Origin of the sequence: Buttiauxella sp., assembly GCF_035271705.1 — a bacterium.
In the GTDB taxonomy this organism is placed as follows: Bacteria; Pseudomonadota; Gammaproteobacteria; order Enterobacterales; family Enterobacteriaceae; genus Buttiauxella.
The window spans coordinates 1-21,526 of record NZ_DATERI010000064.1; the positions used below are offsets into that span (position 1 = coordinate 1).

Annotated in this window: 19 protein-coding genes and 1 pseudogene; 8 read left to right on the forward strand and 12 right to left on the reverse strand. The window is 50.9% G+C overall.

What is annotated here, in order from left to right:
- Positions 1-732, forward strand: a 732-nt coding sequence (locus VJY99_RS05425) for a zinc-binding dehydrogenase (protein WP_324117049.1), incomplete at its 5' end; no start/stop codon positions are given.
- 419 nt (positions 733-1,151) lie between these two features.
- On the opposite strand, the gene pcaG is transcribed toward VJY99_RS05425, so the two are convergent.
- Positions 1,152-1,772, reverse strand: a complete 621-nt coding sequence (gene pcaG, locus VJY99_RS05430) for a protocatechuate 3,4-dioxygenase subunit alpha (RefSeq protein WP_324117050.1) — start codon at positions 1,770-1,772, stop codon at positions 1,152-1,154.
- Positions 1,772-2,509 (reverse strand): protocatechuate 3,4-dioxygenase subunit beta, encoded by a 738-nt coding sequence (pcaH, locus tag VJY99_RS05435; RefSeq protein ID WP_324117052.1) that lies wholly within the window; start codon positions 2,507-2,509, stop codon positions 1,772-1,774. The genes pcaG and pcaH overlap by 1 nt, the downstream gene beginning before the upstream one ends.
- Positions 2,510-2,810: 301 nt before the next feature.
- Here pcaH and hglS point away from each other — a divergent pair, with 301 nt between their 5' ends.
- Complete coding sequence (gene hglS / locus VJY99_RS05440; protein ID WP_324117054.1) at positions 2,811-4,154, forward strand: 2-oxoadipate dioxygenase/decarboxylase HglS; 1,344 nt, start codon at positions 2,811-2,813, stop codon at positions 4,152-4,154.
- Between the two features lie 47 nt (positions 4,155-4,201).
- Here the strand turns inward: hglS and fbpC are convergent, their stop codons facing one another.
- The 7 genes from fbpC to VJY99_RS05475 all read right to left on the reverse strand — a co-directional run bounded on the left by fbpC (position 4,202) and on the right by VJY99_RS05475 (position 13,021).
- Positions 4,202-5,251, reverse strand: coding sequence for a ferric ABC transporter ATP-binding protein (gene fbpC, locus VJY99_RS05445; RefSeq protein ID WP_324117056.1), 1,050 nt, complete (start codon positions 5,249-5,251; stop codon positions 4,202-4,204).
- 14 nt (positions 5,252-5,265) lie between these two features.
- Positions 5,266-7,344: an iron ABC transporter permease gene (locus VJY99_RS05450; RefSeq protein ID WP_324117058.1), complete on the reverse strand. Its 2,079-nt coding sequence runs from the start codon at positions 7,342-7,344 to the stop codon at positions 5,266-5,268.
- A gap of 65 nt (positions 7,345-7,409) precedes the next feature.
- The gene (locus VJY99_RS05455; RefSeq protein WP_324117059.1) at positions 7,410-8,441 is read right to left on the reverse strand and encodes an ABC transporter substrate-binding protein; all 1,032 of its coding nucleotides are present in this window, start codon (positions 8,439-8,441) and stop codon (positions 7,410-7,412) included.
- A gap of 9 nt (positions 8,442-8,450) precedes the next feature.
- On the reverse strand, positions 8,451-9,776 hold the full coding sequence (gene uhpC / locus VJY99_RS05460) for an MFS transporter family glucose-6-phosphate receptor UhpC (protein ID WP_324117061.1): 1,326 nt from the start codon (positions 9,774-9,776) through the stop codon (positions 8,451-8,453).
- A gap of 90 nt (positions 9,777-9,866) precedes the next feature.
- A complete protein-coding gene (locus VJY99_RS05465; RefSeq protein WP_324117063.1) occupies positions 9,867-11,408 on the reverse strand; it encodes an MASE1 domain-containing sensor histidine kinase in 1,542 nt (513 codons plus the stop codon).
- Positions 11,409-12,038 (reverse strand): response regulator transcription factor, encoded by a 630-nt coding sequence (locus VJY99_RS05470; RefSeq protein ID WP_324117065.1) that lies wholly within the window; start codon positions 12,036-12,038, stop codon positions 11,409-11,411.
- A gap of 101 nt (positions 12,039-12,139) precedes the next feature.
- A complete protein-coding gene (locus VJY99_RS05475) occupies positions 12,140-13,021 on the reverse strand; it encodes a LysR substrate-binding domain-containing protein (protein WP_324117068.1) in 882 nt (293 codons plus the stop codon).
- 122 nt (positions 13,022-13,143) lie between these two features.
- On the opposite strand from VJY99_RS05475, the gene VJY99_RS05480 reads away from it, so the two are divergent.
- The 3 genes from VJY99_RS05480 to VJY99_RS05490 all read left to right on the forward strand — a co-directional run bounded on the left by VJY99_RS05480 (position 13,144) and on the right by VJY99_RS05490 (position 17,121).
- Complete coding sequence (locus tag VJY99_RS05480) at positions 13,144-14,313, forward strand: pyridoxal phosphate-dependent aminotransferase (protein ID WP_324117070.1); 1,170 nt, start codon at positions 13,144-13,146, stop codon at positions 14,311-14,313.
- A 12-nt stretch (positions 14,314-14,325) separates the two neighbouring features.
- A complete protein-coding gene (locus tag VJY99_RS05485; protein ID WP_324117071.1) occupies positions 14,326-15,102 on the forward strand; it encodes a transporter substrate-binding domain-containing protein in 777 nt (258 codons plus the stop codon).
- A 363-nt stretch (positions 15,103-15,465) separates the two neighbouring features.
- Entirely contained in the window at positions 15,466-17,121 is a 1,656-nt protein-coding gene (locus VJY99_RS05490) for a glucan biosynthesis protein (protein ID WP_324117073.1), read from the forward strand.
- Between the two features lie 40 nt (positions 17,122-17,161).
- Here VJY99_RS05490 and hpxO read toward each other — a convergent pair whose 3' ends face one another.
- Positions 17,162-18,319 (reverse strand): FAD-dependent urate hydroxylase HpxO, encoded by a 1,158-nt coding sequence (gene hpxO, locus VJY99_RS05495; RefSeq protein ID WP_324117075.1) that lies wholly within the window; start codon positions 18,317-18,319, stop codon positions 17,162-17,164.
- 195 nt (positions 18,320-18,514) lie between these two features.
- Between hpxO and rimL the strand changes: the two genes are divergently transcribed.
- Complete coding sequence (gene rimL, locus VJY99_RS05500; RefSeq protein WP_324117076.1) at positions 18,515-19,096, forward strand: 50S ribosomal protein L7/L12-serine acetyltransferase; 582 nt, start codon at positions 18,515-18,517, stop codon at positions 19,094-19,096.
- Here rimL and VJY99_RS05505 read toward each other — a convergent pair.
- Positions 19,093-20,022: a hypothetical protein gene (locus VJY99_RS05505; protein ID WP_324117077.1), complete on the reverse strand. Its 930-nt coding sequence runs from the start codon at positions 20,020-20,022 to the stop codon at positions 19,093-19,095. The genes rimL and VJY99_RS05505 overlap by 4 nt on opposite strands.
- Positions 20,023-20,144: 122 nt before the next feature.
- Here VJY99_RS05505 and VJY99_RS19645 point away from each other — a divergent pair.
- Together VJY99_RS19645 and tehB are read left to right on the forward strand one after the other, a co-directional pair.
- A pseudogene (locus tag VJY99_RS19645) lies at positions 20,145-20,348 on the forward strand (dicarboxylate transporter/tellurite-resistance protein TehA); the annotation flags it as partial.
- A 55-nt stretch (positions 20,349-20,403) separates the two neighbouring features.
- Positions 20,404-20,991 (forward strand): tellurite resistance methyltransferase TehB, encoded by a 588-nt coding sequence (gene tehB / locus VJY99_RS05515; protein ID WP_414641573.1) that lies wholly within the window; start codon positions 20,404-20,406, stop codon positions 20,989-20,991.
- Here tehB and VJY99_RS05520 read toward each other — a convergent pair.
- The gene (locus VJY99_RS05520) at positions 20,988-21,380 is read right to left on the reverse strand and encodes a VOC family protein (RefSeq protein ID WP_324117078.1); all 393 of its coding nucleotides are present in this window, start codon (positions 21,378-21,380) and stop codon (positions 20,988-20,990) included. The two genes, tehB and VJY99_RS05520, sit on opposite strands and share 4 nt — an antisense overlap.
- Positions 21,381-21,526 lie beyond the last annotated feature (146 nt).

Here is a 21,526-nt window from a genome sequence, read left to right on the forward strand (position 1 = left end):
GTGTGGGTTTATGAGGCACAATCAGGGCGTGCTTTTGGAACCGCTGCACAATATGTTGTTATCCCTTCACAAAATGCCGTTGTATTACCGGACAATGTTTCTTTTGAAACAGGTGCATGCCTCGGTATTCCCGCGATGACAGCACACCGCTGTTTGTTTGCCGATGGAGATTTACGTGGAAAATGGGTACTGATTCAGGGCGGTGCAGGGGCTGTAGGAACAGCAGCCATTCTTCTGAGTAAATGGGCTGGGGCAAGAGTTATAACCACTGTGAGTCGTCCGGAGCAAGAAGATGTCGTTCGTAAACTTGGCGCCGATATTATTGTTAACCGGCATACCGAAGATGTGGCTGAGCGAGTCAAGCAAGCAACCGGTGGATTCGGTGTTGATCGAATTGTCGATGTTGACTTAGTGAGTAACCTCAATACAGATGTGACTTGCCTGAAAAAATCTGGCGTCATTAGTGCCTACGCCACTGAAGAGCCAACGGCTCAGCTGCATATTCCTTTTTTGAAAACAATGTTTGAAGGTTTTGTCTTTCGTTTTGTATTTGTCTATACCATGCCGGAAGAAGCACGAAACGAAGCCATCCGTGATATCACAGCCTGTCTGAGAATGGAGTCATACACCCCTGAGATCGCGCTAACGCTTCCTCTTGTTGATATTGCCGTTGGTCATGAGGCTATGGAGCAGGGTAAGGCTATCGGCAAAATATTAATCAGCCTGGAATAGCGCTTCTTGAATCATTATAATGTCCGCTCCTGGCACCGAACGGCTGTTCAGTCCTGTTAGCTCTAGTGCCCACGTTCCTCAGGGGAACAATGAAAATTTTGCTGGAGATGCTCAAGTAATTTGCGAATAAGTAGTCAAGTCAGATGCAATTTCGCACCCAACCTTGGCTTATGGGGAATACTGGAGCAATTTATACTGGGAACCAGGTCAAAACCTAAACCAAAACCGGCCCAGTACGGTGAAGGAAAAATGAAGGTCTCCGCGAAGCGGCGATTTAGAGCCGGGAGCCGGGATTATCAAGGGTGCTGCGGTAGCACCCTTGATACGTTCACCGGTTCGGTACGTACAGGATTCGATAAACGTTAAGTGAACGGAAAAATTGCTATTTTGGCATAGAGATCGGTGGCTACACCTGGCGTCTACACGTCAAAAAACACCGTTTCCCGCTCACCCTGAAGATACACATCAAACGTATACACCACCTCATCGCCACGCTTTTCGCGCTTACCCATCAAGGTATTACGACGCACTTCCCATTCAATCAAATTCAGCACCGGATCGGTCTCATTCGCGGTTTGCTCGTCTGAAAAATACATCCGCGTATTGAGGCCGATATTAATCCCGCGAGCCACAATCCACAGGTTCAGATGGGGTGCCATCATGCGCCCGTCACGACCGATTACGGCGCCGGGTTTGATGGTGTCAAAACGCCAGACACCGCTGTCGAAATCTGAGCAGGTGCGTCCCCATCCACGGAAATCTTCATCCAGCGCTTTATGGGTTTGCTGGTCAGCAGGGTGGTTATAGCGCCCGGCGGCATTGGCTTGCCACACTTCCAACAACACATCACGCACTGGCGTACCGGAGCCGTCGAACACCCGACCTTCTACGATAATCCTCTCACCCAGGGTATGAGAATTGGTCAGCACATGGCTAAAATTTTTCTCAAAAATGTTAAACCCTGCGGCATGTGGGGCCAGGCCAATATGGACATAAGGGCCAGCGGTTTGCGAGGCGGTTTCCGCTAAATAATCTTTCATCAAACGGCTCCTTGAGTGCGGTTTTCAAACAACGTGGCGCGGTGGCCGCGTAATACCAAATCAAAACGATATGCCAGACAGTCGAGCGGCACTGCTGCATGGGTGTCCAGTTCGGCAATCAGCGTGCGGATGGCGTCGTCGTTATTGATAGTTTTCACAATCGGGCACTGTTTAATCAGCGGATCGCCTTCAAAATACATTTGCGTAATCAGGCGCTGGGCAAAGGACTCACCGGAAAGTGAAAAGTGAATATGCGAAGGGCGCCAGTCGCTGGCCTGGTTACGCCATGGATAAGGGCCTGGCTTAATAGTGCGGAAAAAGTAATAGCCATTTTCATCGGTCAGCACGCGTCCACAACCGCCAAAATTAGGGTCGATTGGCGCAAGATACTTGTCTTTTTTATGGCGGTAACGTCCGCCAGCATTGGCCTGCCACACTTCCACCAACGTGTTTTTCATTGGTCGACCGAAACCGTCGCGCACATAACCGTGCACAATAATGCGCTCGCCAATCGGCAGGCCGTCTTTGGCGTAATTCATGATCAAATCGTTATCAAGCGGGTCGAGATCTTTCGCACCAAATATCGGGCCAGTAATTTCAGATAACGAGTTTTGCAGTGAGATCAACGCATTTCGTGGCGAACGCAGCACGCTGGTTTTATACCCCGGCGCGAAAGCCGGTGGGTGGGAATCATAGTCGCGATGAACCAGCTCACGGGGTTTCCAAATTTGTGACATAGGCAGCTCCATAATGAGGGCTACTCGTGATATTTCGAGCCGCAGAGGCATGGGCAACACCCTGTAATTCGAATTATGTAGAGTACTAATAGTTTGAATATCCGCACACAGTGTCAGTTAATAAATTGTTAAATTAAAGTGAATTTATGTGCGCCATTACATAACGTTTGGTTATGTAAATATCGGTTAGCATTACTTTTGATGCAAGGCTGTATCGTCGATCACAAAACGAAAATTCTTCACGCAAAATCGCTGCGCAACATTCTACGCTTTCAGCAATATTCACTGGAGATACGACATCATGGCGAACAACATCACGGCTGATGATATTCGGGAAAAATTTTCGCACGCTATGTCGACGATGTACCAGCAAGAGGTGCCGCAGTACGGAACCTTGTTAGAGTTAGTTGCCGACGTGAACCTGGCGGTGCTGGAAAATAGTCCCGACCTGCAACAGAAGCTAGAAAATGCAGATGAGCTGGCACGGCTGAATGTGGAGCGTCATGGGGCGATTCGCGTAGGCAAGGCGGAAGAACTGGCCACCTTACGCCGCGTTTTTGCGGTGATGGGGATGTATCCGGTCGGCTATTACGACCTTTCACAAGCAGGCGTTCCGGTGCACTCCACGGCGTTTCGCCCGATTGACGATGCGGCACTGGCACGCAACCCATTCCGTATTTTCACTTCGTTATTGCGCCTTGAATTAATCGATGACCAGGAGCTGCAAAAAAAAGCTGCGGTTATCCTGGCTGAGCGCAATATTTTCACCCCGCGTTGCCGGGCATTACTCGATATTTACGACCAGCAGGGGGCTTTTAACGAAGCTCAGGCTGATGAATTTGTGAGGCAGGCACTGGAAACGTTCCGCTGGCACAGCCATGCCACGGTGGACGCGCGGACATATCAGGCATTCCACCAGCAGCATCGGCTGATTGCCGATGTAGTCTGCTTCCGCGGATGCCACATTAACCACCTGACGCCGCGCACGCTGGATATCGACCGTGTACAAGCGTTAATGCCGGAATATGGCATTGCACCGAAAGCGATTATCGAAGGCCCGCCGCGCCGTCTGTTCCCAATTTTGCTGCGTCAGACCAGCTTTAAAGCGCTCGAAGAACCGATTATTTTTGCCGGTGTTCACCCCGGAACACATACTGCGCGTTTCGGGGAAATTGAACAGCGCGGAGTGGCGTTAACACCGAAAGGGCGCGCGTTATATGACGAACTGCTCAATGAAGCGGGTAATGGGCAGGATAACTTTTGCCATCAGCAGCATTTACAGGAGATCTTCTCCCGCTTGCCAGACAGCGACACGCTGATGCGCTGCCAGGATTTAGCCTATTTCCGTTATCGTTTAACCCCGGTGGGTGAAACGCACCGTCAGTCGATTAAACCTGGCGACGATCCCCAACCCTTAATTGAGCGCGGTTGGCTGGTGGCGCAGCCGATTATTTATGAAGATTTCCTGCCCGTCAGTGCGGCGGGGATTTTCCAGTCGAATTTGGGCAGTGAAGGCGGTCAACGCAGCCACGGCCATTCCAGCCGAGCCGCGTTTGAAGAAGCCCTGGGTGCACCGGTTGCTGATGAATTCGAGCTGTACCAGCAAGCGTCTGACCGCAGTAAAAAGCGCTGCGGGTTGCTGTAACGGTTTTAGATTTTCATGAAAAGGGCCGCATAATGCGGCCCTAATATTTATGCGGCATCCGCCAAAATGAACATGCCGTACGGGTGGATCTCCAGATAATAATTATCCCCCACGTCAGGCTGCAGGCGTGTTGCGTTCACCTGCAATAAGAGCGCCTGCCCATGCCATTCCACGGTGACTTCATACTGCGGCCCCATATAAGCCACATGGCGCACGACGCAACGCTGGCTTTCTTCGCCATGTTCACTCAGCGTAATGGCCTCCGGACGCACGCCAACCGTGCCTTCTGCCTGTGTCACGGTTAGCTGCGACGGGCGAGGTAAACGGTAACCGTGGATCTCAACAAAATCACTGCCGAAACGTGCCGGGAATACGTTCGCATCCCCCATAAAACTCGCCATAAAGCGTGAGGCTGGCTGGCGGTAAAGCGTCTGCGGGCTGCCAATCTGCATGATTTCGCCTTTGTTCATCACCAACACCGTATCAGACACAGCAAATGCCTCGCTTTGGTCGTGGGTGACGTACAGCGAGGTGATATTGAACTGCTTTTGCAGTTCACGGATTTTGTCACGCATGCTACGACGCAAGTTGGCGTCGAGGTTACTTAACGGCTCATCGAATAGCAGCACTTTTGGCTTCAAGATAAGTGCGCGTGCCAACGCCACACGTTGTTGCTGGCCCCCGGAAATCTGGTCGACAAAACGGTCTTCGAAACCGTCCAAATCGACCATCGCCAGTGCTTCTTTCACCCGTGTTTTAATTTCAGCGCGCGGCGTGCCAAGCATCTTCAACCCGTAACCCACGTTATCGCCCAGCGACATATGCGGGAACAGGGCGTAGGACTGGAACACCATGCAGATGTCGCGCTGCTGAATTGAACGATGCGTCACATCTTCGCCATCAATAAAAATCTGCCCTTCGGTGGGTTTTTCAAGGCCTGCCACCAGGCGCAGCACCGTGGTTTTCCCACAGCCTGAAGGCCCAAGCAGTGTCACCATTTCCCCTTTCGGAATAGCCAGATTAATGCCGGCAATGACGGTGTTATTGCCAAACCGTTTCGTGACATTGCGCAGTTCTACAAAATGAGGTTGTGTCATGTTTTACTCCGTAATCACGCGTTGGTTTTGGCTTTCGAACGCGAGATCCGCGCTTCACCAATCAACCAGTCAAAAATGAAAATGATCGTCAGCATCACGACGATAAGAATCGAACCATACGCAATGGCCACGCCGTATTCGCCATCTTCCACACGGTTAAGAATGTAGGCGGTGGCGACGCGGGTGTCCGGCGTGACGAGGAACACAATGGCGCTGACTGTGGTAATCGCACGCACGAAGCTGTAAATCAGCGCGGAAAGAATCGCCGGACGTAGCAGCGGCAGTAAAATATTGATAATGGTGCGCATCGAACCGGCACGCAGGCTTAAAGAGGCTTCGTCGAGGGATTTGTCGATTTGCCCAAGCCCGGCAATGCCGGCACGGATGCCCACCGGAACGTTACGCATCACCATCGACATAATCACAATCGCTGCGGTGCCTGTCAGGTAAACCGGTGCGCTGTTAAACGCCAGAATATAAGACACGCCTGCTACGGTGCCCGGTACGGCAAAGCACAGCATGGTGGTGAACTCGATGGTCTTTTTGCCACGGAATTGCTGGCGCACCACAATCCAGGCGATTAATAAGCCAAAGAAAGCAGTGATGGGTGCGGCGATCCCGGCGAAGAGCAGCGTGTCGAGCAGTGAAGGCCACGCGCCATCGCTCATGCCCTGGCCGAACAGTTTGATGAAGTTATCGAACGTCAGGGTGTAATCCACCCCCCAGTTGACGGTAAAACTGCCGTAGAAAATGCTACCGTAGAGCAGGGCGTTAAACGCAATCCACACGGCTAATAACGCGACTACACCCCATACCAGCGTGACGGGAAGCGGCTGCACGTCGCCACGGTTTGATTTACCGGAAACCGTGACGTATGAGCGTTTGCCAATCCACATGTATTGAATGCAGAACACTAACAGCGAGAACAGCAACAGGAATGCACCGAGCGTACTGGCTGCCTGGTAATCAAGCTGCGAGCCGGTGATGTAGAAATAGATTTGCGTGGCGAGTACGTCGAAGTTGCCACCTAAAACCAGCGGGTTACTGAAATCCGCCAGCGATTGCACAATCACAATTAAGAATGCGTTAGCCAGCGCCGGTTTGAGCAGTGGCAAAAATACCCCTTTGAAGGTTTTCCAGTGGGTGGCACGCAGGGTATACGACGCTTCTTCCAGTGACGGATGAATGGTTTTAATCGCGCCATCAAGGATCATAAATGCCATGGGCGTGAAGGCCAGAACCTGGGCGAGCCAAATACCGGTAAAACCGTACAACCAGTTAGTGTTGGTCAACCCAAACCAGTCAACCATTAACTCAGTAACATAACCTGAACGACCCATCATCAACGTGACGCCAAGGCCGACCACAAACGGTGGGGTGACGATAGGTAAAATAGAGAAGATACGGCCAATAATCGCGCTGCGTTTAGCGATGCGAGTGGTGTAAATGGCCAGCACCAGGCCGAAGAAAGTACAGCCAATCCCCACTGCAATCGACAGGGCGATGGAGTTGATGATCACCTGGAGAATATGTGCCTGGCTCAACACGGTCATAAAGGCCAACGGGGCAAATTCACCGCTATCGGTGGTAAACATCGGGATAAAAATAGCGATGCTTGGCCAGACAATAAACACGCTAATCAGCGCGATAATCGCGACCAGTGAACCAATAACAAAACTGTCACCGCCCAGCCATTCGAGGCGCGTCAGGGCCAGTGTGATAACCATTCCCAGGGCGATAAACAGCACGATAGTGGCGTAGCCCATTCCACGTTCGGTTACGGTTGCGCTGACCACCACAAATGCCATACACAGCAGCGCCCAGCCAGCATCGAAATAGTGACGCTTACGTTTTTCTGGGCCGAGTTCATTGAACGGGCGAAGCAGCAACAGCGAAGGCAAGACGTACCACAGCAGGCTGATGTTAAGCCCCGACCAGCTGTAAGCGTCGAGCAACTCCTCACGGGTTGATTCAAACAGGCCGTAATCCAGGCTCCAGCTTGGCAATAGCGCAAAAGCCAGCCAGCACAGCGCCACCCACCAGAGAATAGCGTCACGTTTTCGCGAAGGGCGCAAAATCAATGTTTCAGACATAAATGCCTCATCGGCCAAAAGAAAAAGAGGAAGCAGGTGACGTGACGTTGTCACCTGCTAATGGGTTAATTACCCATCTTCACTTCACTAACCCACTTGTTAATAAGCGCTTTACGCATGTCGGTCGCGCCGTATTTGTCCATGTCATAGTTGATAAGTTTCAGGTCATCAAGCTTGAGTGAAAGCGGGGAGCTTTCGGCGGTGGTGTTAGTCAAAATTTGGTACGACTTGCCTTTTTTCCATGACAATTCTTGCGCTTCTTTCGACAGTACCCAATCGACAAACAGCTTGGCGTTATCCGTATTACGTGCCCCTTTCAGGATACTGACGCCGCCAATTTCGTAGCCAGTGCCTTCGCACGGTGAAATCAGCTCCAGCGGTGCGCCGTTCTCTTTTTCCAGCGAGTAATCATGCAGGAAGCCAATGCCGATGGCGGTTTCGCCACGCGCAGCGTTACGCGCTGGGGCAACGCCGGATTTGGTGTACTGGGAAATATTACTGTTGAGTTTTTTCAGATAATCAAACGCCTGGTCTTCACCCCACAGCTGCGCGAAGGTTGCCAGTGCGGTATACGCAGTGCCAGAGCTTTGCGGGTCAGCAACCTGGATTTCACCTTTATAAATTGGGTTGGTCAGATCTTTCCAGCACTTCGGCACTGGCAGGTTTTTCTCTTTCAGGCGATCCGTGTTGACCCCAAAACCGAGAATCCCGATATACACCGCCGAGGAGTAATTGCCTTTGCGTTTAGCCGGATCCTGGAACTTCGGCATGATCTGCGCAAGGTTTGCCGATTTATACGGTTGCAGCAGGTCCATTTCACCCGCTTGAGATTGCGGATCCAGCGTGCCGCCGTACCACACATCAGCCTGCGGGTTTTTCTTCTCGGCATCGACCTTCGCCAGGGTGCTACCGGAGCCGTTACGGATAAACGAGGTTTTCACATCGTATTTGTCGCCGAACGCTTTGGTTTCGGTTTCACACATTTCGTTAGTGGCACTGCAATAGACTACCAGACGGCCTGTTGCCTGGGCAGCACCAGATAGAGTAGCCAACGCAACACCAGCAGCAACCAGAGAAGAGAGTACGGTCAGTTTCATATTATTATCCTAAGTGTCCTGAGGTAAGGTGACTGCCGGATCCATGGCACCAACACTCCTGTCCTGCGCACTGATGCCCGCGATAAGCAACGGCATCAGCAAAAATCCAATCAGAGCCGCGGCGACGGTTAATAGTGCGAACATCCCCGACCAGCCGTAACGCTCAATCACTTGCGACAGCGGCCATCCCGCCAGTGCCGCGCCCAAATAGGCGAATAAACCTAAGAACCCGGTGACACTACCTGCGGCCTGTTTATGGCTGCATTCCACGGCGGCAACACCAATCAGCATCTGCGGGCCGAAGACAAAAAATCCGATGGCAAAAAAACAGACCGCCAGCAGCGCGTAATGGTGAACGGGCGATAACCACAGTGCGGCAACCGAAACAAAAAGCCCGAGCGCAAACAGTAAAATCATCGGCCCACGCTGGCCACGAAACAGCAAATCTGAACCCCATCCGGCAAACAACGCACCCAATAATCCACCCATTTCGAATAGCATCACCGTGGCGTTGGCGCTGAGTAGATTCACACCGTGGCTTTCAGAAAGCCAAATGTTGCCCCAGTCGTTGAGTGCGATACGAATCAGATACACCAGCACGTAACTCACACCCAACAGCCAAATCCTCGGGTTTTGCAACACGGTAGTGCGAAACATCTGCCACTGCGGCATCGGCGGGCTTAACTGCTGCTGGCGCATTTCTAACGGGTCATGCCGCCAGACACCGACCGATGGCAACCCCATTTCTTGTGGCGTGCCGGCCAAGCTGCGGCATAGCCAAATCCCCGTGATGATGCCGATGCTGCCTGAGACAAATAACGACGCCTGCCAGCCATACCACAGCGCCATCAGTGCTGAAATCATTGGAACTGCCGCACCGCCAAGATTGATGGAGGTGTTCCAGCATCCCCACCAGAAGCCACGCTCATTGCGCGAATACCAGTGCGTCAACAACCTTGCACACGGTGGCCATCCCCATCCCTGAAAGAAGCCGTTCAGCGTCCAGACAATCAGCAACATCGGCAAGTTGCTGCCAAAAGCGAACAGAATGTTCAGTATTCCTGTCGCTAACAGGCCAACGCCCATAAACCAGCGTGCACCGTGACGGTCATGCCACAATCCAGCGGCGAATTTCGACAGGCCGTACGACAGATAAAACAACGTTCCCAGTAGGCCAATGTCACTTTTGCTTAACGCCAAATCGACTTGCATTACCGGAAGAACGAAGCTGACGCTCTTGCGTGTCAGGTAAAAAGCTGCGTATCCCACAACCATCGACAGCAGCAAACGTGGGCGCCAGTAACGATAATCACCACCAATAGTTTGCTCAGACATCTTGGGATCCCTCTGGATTGAAACGACTATAGGAAACGATGAAGAAAAAGGGATGAGACAAGGTTTTAGTCAACCAGGACTTTTTCCTGGTTATCCCTGATTTTCTTGAAAAAGTGTGGGCAGGTTAACAATTACGCGGGTGCCAGATTGGCTTTCAAGTTGCAAATCACCCCCTAACGCGTGAATGCGTTCTGCAATGCCCTGCAATCCGTGTCCGGTGTGGGTATTACCGCTAAAACCAACGCCATCGTCTTTGACTTCAAGGCGCACGCCGTGGGGGTACTGAGTCAGTGAGATCTCAATCAAGCTGGCGTCTGCGTGTTTGCAGATATTGTTGAGTAATTCCTGCACCAGCCGGTAAAGCGTAAACACCACCGGGTCACTGGCGGGTTTGCCCGGTAGAGCGTAATGGAAACGACAGAGGATCCCACGTTCAGTAAACGCGAACTCCTGTATCAGATGATGTAGTGCGTTATCGAGTGAGATTTCGTCCAACACGGGTGGGCGAAGCTGGCGCAGCAGATGGCGGGTTGAGTGATGAATCCGTTGGGCAAGTTGATTGATTTGTTCGGCGGCGAGAACAGTGGCATCCCCGCTGGCGGTGCGTTTGACCAGCATAGACTGGATTTGAATCGCGGTAATATTCTGGCCGATTTCGTCGTGCAGCTCGCGTGCCAGGTGCTTGCGCGTGTCCTCTTCGGTATGCACCAGTTGCTCCATCAGTTCGCGTCTGGCCTGCAATTCAACTTCCAGCCGTTGGCGATAGCGGTGCAGATTGTTAGCCAGATGCTGTTGGCGGCTTATCGCAATCCCAAGTCCAATACCCAGCAGCGCCTGGGTTGAGAGAAACAGTTCCATTTCCATCAGCCCATTAAATCCGCTACCAATTTGGCGGGCGATGGTAATCATCATGCTGCCTAATAGCGCCGCCAAAACCCCGCCTTGCCAGCCAAATTTGTAAGCCATCACCACGTTTGGCAGAAACACCACGATCAGCAAAAGCCGCTCGATTTCAGGCGATACCACCATTTGCGCGCCGACCCCAATGATGAAAAACAAGCTGCACCAGATAAGCAGAGAGGTGCGCAGTGGCGGGTTAGGGGTTTCCTGCGCCAGCAGGCTTTCGAGATGTTGCTGGCGCAAGTATTCATAAATCAAATAGACGAACGGGGTCAGTACGATACCGCCGGTAAATGCTGCCAGCAGTATTTGCGAAGCGCTTATCGAAAGAAACGGCGTCAGAATCACGGTGTGCAGCAACGCATCGCTGGTAATCGCCGCCATCAGTAGTGATAACCGTTGCCAGTAAAGCGTAAAACGGTGCCAGTAATGCTGAACTAAAAGCGCCGGAATAGCGCTGAATAGCGGCGAAAATAACATCACCGGCTCAGTCATTAACTGCTGTTGCCAAAGCCAGGCGAGCAGCCCAAGCACCGGGATAAACAGAGCCGGCCAGTAACGGCGGTGCAGTAAAATTAGCAACGCCAGATGGACGCCTTGGGGTAACAGTAAAGTGGCTTGCTGGCCGTTATTGGTGAGATAAAAACTAATCGTCCACAGGGCAAGCCAGGTCAGCCCCCAGGCAAAAATAATAAACAGCGATAGCAGCAGTTGACGCCACGAACGAGACATTTAGTGCCCGGCTAACAGTTGGTGTTCCAGGGCAAAATGCACCAGTTCGATGGTGCTTTCACACTGCAATTTCCCGAGAATATTGGCGCGATGCACATGCACCGTTTTGTGGCTGAGACTGAGTTGTTCGGCAATGTGTTTCACGCTTTCGCCTTTAATCAGTAAATCGAAAACCTCATGCTCGCGCGGTGTGAGGACTTCCAAAACTTTGGCCGGTTGCACTGCATGACGCAATGCCCGTAGCGCATCGGCACACAAATAATGACCACCCATGCCGACGGTGCGCACCGCCTGCACCAGTTCTTCAGGGCCACAACGTTTAGTGAGATAACCGCTGGCACCTGCATCCAGTGCGCTTTGCACAAACGCGGTGGTGTCGTAAATGCTCAGAATGATGGCGCGAAAACCGGGGCGCTGCTGGCGCAGGCGTTTAAGCAAGCTCAAACCATTTTCGTCAGGCATGGCGACGTCAAGTACCGCGACATCGGGCTGATTTTTTATCAGCGAGGGAAAGGCTTCGGCGGCAGAACTGAACTGCCCAACAATCTCAATATCGCTTTCAAGGCTCAGTAACTGCGCAAAACCGGAGCGCACTACAACATGGTCATCAACTAAAGCAACAGCAATCATCGGTATGCTCATCAGGAGGGGTCTAGCGACATCATGCTGATGAATATATCCAGCGCAACGCTGGGGTAGGGAATATGCTACAGCGGTAGCAAAAATGAGGTTTACTTCACATCCGACAACAACGACTGACTTAACGTCAGCAAACTGTTTTTAAATGCCTCGAGTTCATTGCTGTTTTCACTGCCAGGGCGCAGAGACAAGCGGTAACACGCACCGGTTTTGACACTGCTGGCAAACGGCTGCACCAGGCGCCCACGCCGCAAATCTTCGGCCACGAGTGTGGAATCGGCAATCGCAATGCCAAACCCTTGAATCGCCGCGCTGATGGCTAAGTCCATCGTGTCGAAGTGTTGATTTTTATTCATAACAGGCGCGATGTCGGTATTTTGCGCTAGCCACAGTGACCAGTCGGTACGATCGCGTGTTGGATGCAGAAAGGTATAACGGCTCAAATTCTCGGCGGTGAGCGGCTCCTCAGGCAGCAAATGTTGGCTTATTACCGGCGTGAGTCGTTCTTCAAACAGCAAAGTCCCTCTGTTGTCTGACTGGCCGAAAATAATCGCAGCATCATATGACTCGTTTTTGAAATTGACGCCATGCTCAACGGTGGTGGTTAACGCTACCTGAATGTCGGGAGCTGCACTCTCGAGTTGCACAAGCTTAGGCACCAGCCAACGCATGGCGCAGGTGGGGGCTTTAAGGCGAATGACACTGGATTTATGGCAGGCGTTATTGGCCACACTCAGCAAATGCTCAAAGGCGTGCTGCATTTCTGGCAGCAGGGCGTTGCCCTGAGGGGTTAAATGCAGTCCACGGGCATGGCGGTCAAACAGTGAATAGCCAAGCCACTCCTCAAGGGTCGAGATTTTGCGGCTCACCGCACCTTGTGTCAGACAGAGCTCTTTTGCGGCATGGGTCAGATTTAAATGTTTTGCCGTCACCAGAAAAGCATCAACCGTATTCAGGGGAAAATTGCGCCGCATGTGTGATTGCTCTCCGTTAAGCCATGAATTTTTTGCATGGCTATTATGACAACAATTCGGTTGTGGTGGCAACCTGTTACAGATTGAATAGTTATGCAAATTGCGCATTCACAGGAGCGGCCATGACCATGCAAACCCCGGTGCAACTTCGTTCAAAATTACCGGATGTTGGAACCACTATTTTTACTGTTATCGGCCAACTGTCGGCGCAACATAACGCCATCAACCTGTCGCAAGGTGCTCCTAACTTTTCGCCTGACCCGCAACTTATTGCAGGCGTCACCAAAGCGATGCAGGAAAATCATAACCAGTACGCACCGATGACCGGCTACAAGCCATTAAAAACGCTGATCGCCGAAAAAGTGGCGATGCTTTACGGCTCACAATATGACGTTGACGATGAAATTTTAGTGACCGCCAGCGCCAGTGAAGGGCTTTATTCTGCTATCAGCGGGTTAGTGCATCCAGGTGATGAAGTGATTTACTTCGAACCTTCTTTTGATAGCTACGCCCCCATTGTGCGCCTGCAAGGTGCAATCCCTGTGGCACTGAAACTCGCACTGCCAGATTTCACCGTCAACTGGGACGAAGTGCGTGCAGCGATTACGCCACGTACGCGTATGATCATCATTAACACGCCACATAATCCAAGCGGGCAAGTGTTTAGCGCGTTGGACTTGGATATGTTGGCCGAGCTGACGCGCAATACCGACATCATTATTCTCTCCGATGAAGTCTACGAACACATTGTATTTGACGGCCAACGGCATCACGGCATGGCAACGCATCCGGCACTGGCCGAGCGCAGCGTTATCGTGTCGTCATTTGGCAAAACTTTCCATGTGACAGGTTGGCGCGTGGGGTATTGCCTGGCACCGTCCGAGTTAATGTCGGAAATCTGCAAAGTGCATCAGTTTTTGATGTTCTCCGCGGACACGCCCATGCAGTATGCCTTTGCTGAATATATGACGAATCCAGATACTTATTTGTCGCTGGCGGCGTTTTATCAACGTAAGCGTGATTTAATGCAGTCATTGTTGGCCCAGTCGCCATTCAAGCTGCTGCCAAGTGCAGGTTCGTTCTTCCTGTTGGCGCAGTTCAGTCATTTCAGCGATGAATCCGACAGTGAGATGGTTAAACGTTTAATTACTCAATATGGTGTGGCGACAATTCCGCTCTCCGCGTTTTATACCGATGGGACAGACAACAAGTTGATTCGTTTGTCATTTGCTAAAGATGAAGCTACGTTACGTGCGGGTGCTCAGGCACTTTGCCAGGTTAAGCCACGCTGATACGAGGTCATAATGAAAAAAGTTTATGCGTTAAGTTTGTTGGTTGGGATGTGTGCTTCATTCGCGGTAGCAGCGGCAAGCGAAATGCGCTATGGCGTGGAAGCCGAGTATCCTCCGTTTGAAAGCCGTAACTCGGCAGGTGAGCTGGAAGGGTTTGATATCGACTTGGGGAACGCTATTTGTCAAGCGGCGAGCCTGCAATGCTCATGGGTGGAAACCTCATTTGACGCATTAATTCCAGGGCTGGTGGCGAAGAAATTCGATGCTATTAACTCGGCGATGAACATCACTGAACAGCGGAGTAAAAGCATCGATTTTACCCAACCAATCTACCGTATTCCTTCTCAGTTGGTGGGTAAGCTGGACAGTGGAATGGAAGCGACACCAGAAGGGCTGAAAGGTAAAACGATTGGCGTTCTGCAAGGGTCTATTCAGGAAACTTACGCAAAAGAACATTGGGAAAAACACGGTGTTACCGTCGTTTCCTACAAAGATCAGAACATGGCGTGGGGTGATTTGCTCAATGGTCGAATCGACGCGTCACTGGTGATGTCGGCTGCGGGCCAGGCGGGCTTCTTGAGCAAGCCGCAGGGCAAAGGTTTTGGTTTTATCGGCAAGCCAGTTAGCGATGACACCATTCTGGGCAGCGGAATCGGTTACGGCCTGCGTAAAGGCGACGAGCAGACCAAGAAACAGCTGGATGCGGCAATCGATAAAGTCCGTGCTGATGGCACGATTACAACCCTTGCCAAGAAGTATTTCCCGGGTATTGATGTCAACGTGAAGTAATCGATACACCCCACTCACGGCTCACAATGTGAGCCGTTTTTTTTATCGCAATCTTATGTACATACCCAAAATAATTCGAGTTCCAGGAAGGCGGCAAGCGAGTGAGTCCCGATGAGCTGACTTTAGTCGGTGATGACTCGGCCCATTCATGTGCCTCACCCCTTCGGGTGAGCAAACGCTGCCAACGCACCTGCAACTTGAAGGATGACGGGTAGAGAAATAAATTGCGATTCATTGCGTAAAGGTCAGCGCTGGTGATTGGTTTTTCAGTGAATATTGTCTAGAGTGTGCGGTCTAGATTTTGCCGCTTTTCTGCCCTTGGTGGGATGAAAGACATCGACAAAGAAGGACTATTTTTCAGGCATGAACCGTAGACGTTTTATCAAGGCCTCAATGGCTCTCGCCGCAGTCAGCGGCACAACTTCACTTGCCACGCTCTTCTCACGCGCAGCCTACGCAGCAGAGTCTGAAATTGCCGACGGTCGCACCACCTCGTTTGATTTCGGCGTGCTCCAGTCAATGGCCCATGACCTGTCGACGAAACCCTGGGTTGGGAAACCGCGTCAGTTGCCTGACACCCTGGCAAACTTAACGCCTCAGGCTTACAACGCCATTCAGTATGACGCCGACCACTCTTTGTGGAATAACATTGAAAACCGTCAGCTTGATGTGCAGTTTTTCCATGTGGGAATGGGGTTCCGCCGCCGCGTGCGCATGTTCTCCGTTGACGCATCGACCCAACAGTCGCGTGAAATTCACTTCCGCCCGGAGTTGTTTAATTACAACGATGCGGGTGTCGATACTAAACAACTTGAAGGCCAGATTGACCTTGGTTTTGCCGGTTTTAGAGCGTTTAAAGCACCAGAACTGGCGCGACGCGACGTGGTTTCCTTCCTGGGCGCGAGCTATTTCCGTGCGGTAGATAACACCTATCAATACGGTTTATCTGCTCGTGGGCTGGCGGTTAATACTTATACCGATCAACTGGAAGAGTTCCCGGACTTTACCTCGTTCTGGTTTGAAACAGCGAAAGCGGGCGATACCAAATTTGTGGTCTACGCACTGCTCGATAGCGCAAGTATCACCGGGGCATACAAATTTACCATCAGTTGTGAAGCCGAACGTGTTGTGATGGATGTTGAAAATCACCTGTATGCGCGTGAAGATATTAAACAGCTGGGCATCGCGCCGATGACCAGTATGTTTGCCTGCGGCACCAACGAACATCGTATGTGCGACACCATTCACCCGCAAATCCACGATTCCGATCGCCTGTCGATGTGGCGTGGCAACGGTGAGTGGGTGACGCGCCCACTGAATAACCCGCAGAAGTTGCAGTTCAATGCCTACACTGACAACAACCCGAAAGGGTTTGGTTTGCTGCAATTAGACCATGAGTTTGCCAACTATCAGGACATTATGGGTTGGTATAACAAACGCCCAAGCCTGTGGGTTGAGCCGTTAAACAAGTGGGGTAAGGGGACTATCGGCCTGATGGCAATCCCAACAACGGGTGAAACGCTGGATAACATCGTCTGCTTCTGGCAGCCAGAAAAACCAGTGAAAGCAGGTGATGAACTGTCGTTCAAATACCGTCTGTACTGGAGTGGTTTACCGCCAATCCAATCGCCACTGGCACGCGTTTACGCAACGCGCACCGGTATGGGCAGCTTCCCGGAAGGTTGGGCGCCTGGCGAGCATTTCCCGCAGAAATGGTCACGTCGTTTCGCCATTGATTTTATCGGCGGTGATTTGAAAGCCGCGGCACCGAAAGGTATTGAGCCGGTTATCACGCTGTCTAACGGCGAAGCCAAACAGATCGAAATCCTGTATGTCGAGCCATTTGACGGCTACCGTATTCTGTTTGACTGGTACCCAACTGACGACTCTACTGACCCGGTAGATATGCGAATGTTCCTGCGTTGCCAGGGCGATGCCATCAGCGAAACCTGGTTGTATCACTACTTCCCGCCAGCACCGGACAAACGTCAGTACGTTGATGACCGCATAATGAAATAACCAGGAAGCCCCGCACGAAAGTTCGGGGCTTTTTTTATCATTATTCCAGCGGTCCACCGAGAATGGTTTCGCGCATCCCCGACAGCACGCGCTCGCCGGTTTCACTTTTCAATTCTTCATACCAGTTGTGGGTGACATCCATATCTTTCCCGTGGGTCACATCGCAGCGTTTGCGCGCTTTAAGCACCAAATCTTTGACACGATAAGCGCGTTTTTCCTGATAACGCAGTAGTGCATCTTCCACGCCCAATGAGTTGGTTTGCAATGCAACTGCCAGCACCACGGCGTCTTCCATTGCCGCGCAACCCCCCTGGCCAATATCAGGCGTGGTGCTATGGCCGGAGTCGCCAAGTAACGCAACACGACCGCGAACCAGTTGCATAAAGGGTTCGATATCATGAATTTCTATGCGATTAGTGGTGTCGGGGTTAATGGCAGAAATCAATTTTTGAACCGCGGGAGCCCAACCGGCAAAGTAGCGTGTTAAATCAGCTTTTACCGTGCTGCGGTCTTCGGGTAACCCTTTTTCTAACGGCACGTCAAAGAAGAAATAAAAACGATTACCGGCAACTGGCATTAAAGAAACCCGTTTGCCTTCACCCACAAACGTCGTCCATTGATTGGCTGGGGCAATAGATTCGTCAATGTCGACCAGACCATTCCAATTCACGTATCCGGCATAACGGCGCTCAGTAGGATGACCGAGAACATAAGGTCGAATCACCGAATGAGTCCCATCAGCGGCAATTAATACATCCCCAACGGCCACATGCCCATCATCGAAAAAGGCTCGCACACCGCCATCAAATTCTTCCACCTTAACCACGCGTTTGCCAAACTGGATATCAGCACGGCCATAGGTCTCGATCAGCATATCTTGCAGTTCTGCCCGTGCCACAGGATAGGGGCGTTCACCGACACTTTTGATCAAAGGCTCGAGACTAAAACGCGTCAAAGTTTGGCCGTGGACAAACTCCTTATAGGCCATAAATTCCATCGGCCCACCGAGTTGCTGGAGTTGCTCTTTCATACCGAGCCAATTCAGGCATTTCACGCCATTAGGCCAAATAGAAATCGCCGCACCAACGGGTTTGATCTCTTTGACGGCTTCATAAACTTCCGTTGTAATGCCACATCTTTTCAGGGCAATTGCCGACGAAAGTCCACCAATGCCGCCGCCTATTATGATCGCTTTCATCTTTGTCTCCTTTAGGTTACAAAGATGTTAAGCAACATCTATGCCAGCGTGGAAAACCGTTCAATTTAGCGGTGGCAAGCGGTATACAGCAGACACAGTGTGCAATTGTAGGGAGCCCTGGTGGTGCAACGGTTTTTTCTGCACCATTATTTCCCACAGAACTTTATTTCCCACTGATAACAAAGGAGAGGCGAAGTGCGGGATCCTGATGACTGGCAAGACGACCTGATTAACATAGACGACAACATTACGCTGCACTCCATTCACGAACGCTATGTGGATGAGATTTTTGCGCTGGTGCAGAAGAATAAAGCCTGGTTACAAACGGCAATGGACTGGCCGAAGTTTGTGCTGTCGGTTGAAGACTCGCGCAAAATGGCCCAGGGAAATTACATACTGCATCATCGCGGCTACGCGAAAATGTTCCTGATATACCAGCAGCAGAAAATGGTTGGGGTGGTTTCATTTAACCAGATTGAACCCACCAATAAAGTGGCTTACATCGGTTATTGGTTGGATAAAGACGTTTTAGGGCAAGGGATTATTTCCCGCGCCGTACAGGCAGTTGTGGATAAATATGCTCGTGAAGGCACGGTGCGCCGCTTTGTGATTAAGTGCATCGTCAGTAATTCGGCCAGTAACCAGGTGGCGCTGCGTAATGGCTTCACCCTTGAAGGCCGCCTGAAACAAGCCGAGTTTTTGAACGGCGAGTTTCATGACCAGAATATTTATGGGCGGATTGTACACATGGGCGATTCACTCAAACGCCTGTCTTAAAACAGCCCATAAAAAGGCGAGCGCGTAATACGTTGTTCGCCGTTAATATCTTTAATTCCGCGAATATGAATAAGCTCGCCATTCAGCCCGTCGACCGCCGCTTTATCGTAAATCTGTACATTATTCTCGATAAGGACATTACCAGCCACGTGAGCCTGGCCGTAGATTTGCACCTGGTTGTCTAGCTGAATAGGCCCGCCGGTAAGCCTGGCGTCATCAAAAATATGCACTTGATGCTTTAAGACACAATCGCCTTCAATTAACGCATTACCATAAACTTGCGAAGAGTAGCGAATCGTCGGGATTTGGTCGTCGCCGCGCCCGGCGATAATCCGCGCATTGTCAAACACACGAGCACAGTCGCAAACCCAAATATTGTTCTCGTCATTCCCTTCCAGAATGGCCTGGCCGAAGACTTCAGCACGGTGTTCAATGAAGGCATTGTTAACAACAGCGTTGCCAAAAATTTGCGCCTGATGCACCACCCTGGAAGCGTTTACTGTGGCGTTGCCATAAATTTGCAGCAACTGATCCTGGTCGGCGGTCAAACCACGAACGGCAATCACCTGGCTGCCGTTCAGAATGCGAGCGGTATCGAAAATACGGCACTCACCGCTGATCAGCGACTGCTCAACCCAACTTTTTCCACTGACGTGTGCCTGGTGGCAAAGGGTCGAACTGCCGTGAATTTGCGCATCATCCGTGACACTTGAGCCGCCATAAACCACGCTTTCGCTGCCATAAATCCAACAATGGCCCTGCTGGCTGAGGTTATCTTCGTTTTCAATCCAGCCACCGATCTGACCGGCTTTAACATCGCTGAAATCGTAAAGTGCGACGACCTGCCAGAGTTTGACCTGCTGCTTTTGGCCATCAACCAGATAATCATGTAACCGCGCTTCACCCGTAAGCTGATACTTGTTCATCCAATGTTCGCCTCAGTGTTTATTAAATCGCTGTTTAAAACGTAGCAGGTAAATCCCCTGGTGGCGTTCCGCGCTGTGTTCGCATAAAATGCATCAAAAATACACCTTAAGATTTAACCTTAATGAATAAGTCAGTCACTCGCACCATGCTCAACCTACCAGCAGGGTATTTTGGCATTGTCCTTGGCATCATCGGGATGGGGTTTGCATGGCGTTACGCTGCTAAGATTTGGTCGATTTCACCGGTCATTGGCCATGTGCTGCCGCTGTTTATCTTCACTAATGTTATTATTGGCCTGTTGTTGTTGCGCACGATTGCTCTGTTGTATCAGGGGAAATTACTGTTGCGTAGCGAACTGCCTGCAAAAAGGACAAATTAAGATGGCTCCTGAAAATTATTACACTGAGAAATATGGTTTAACCCGTACTCACTCCGAAGTGCTGAATGCGGTCACTATCGTCCCACCGGGTAAAACACTGGATCTCGGTTGTGGCAGTGGGCGTAACAGCCTGTATCTGAATCAAAAAGGGTTTGATGTGACGGCCTGGGATAAAAACCAGATGAGCATCAGTAACCTGAATAAAATCATTGAAACTGAAGAGCTGAAAAACCTCATCACTGATGTGGTTGATCTGAACACATTACAGTTCGAGGGTGAGTATGATTTCATCCTTTCGACCGTGGTGATGATGTTTTTAGAACGCAGCACCATCCCTGGGCTGATTGCTAACATGCAGCGTTGCACCAAAGCCGGGGGCTATAACCTGATTGTTGCCGCCATGGATACCGAGGATTTCCCTTGTACCGTCGGTTTCCCATTTGCTTTCGTAACAGACGAACTGCGCAATTATTACGCGGGTTGGGAATTGATTAAATACAACGAAGAAACGGGCGAATTACATAAAACTGACGAACAAGGCAATCGCATTAAATTACGCTTTGCCACTATGCTTGCGCGTAAAATTTAAACCGCTGGCCACGCGCGGTTTTGTAGCACAACGCGATAACCATCGTTATCAATAAATGTACGACCACTGATATCCCAGTATGGATTAAAACTATTAATGGTCAAAAAACCTGCCTCCAGCATTTGCTGGCAGGTTTTTTGCCATTGTGAGTTATCTGGATAATAAAGCACCAATAGATCGTCCACTGTGGCTGCAGGTTCGACGGGGTGGCGGTGGCAAACGGTAAATTCCAGATGCCAGCTTAAATCGCTGCGACCCAACATCACGCCACTGAAGCCATCATGTTCGCTAAACCCCCCCAGTTCTTGCAAACTTAAACCCAGGCAATACATGTTTTTGCTTTGAGCGAGGTCGGTTACTGGTCGAGCTATTCGCAGATGAGGTGTCATATTGGCTCCTTATTATTGGTGGTGATTATATATGTTAGCTCATAGATGCATAATATTTATTATTAATGGGTAAATAATGAAGGATTATTTTTTCGGGAAGGTGTCTTTTAAAAAATCAGCATCTTTAACCTTTTGAGATTCCCTTT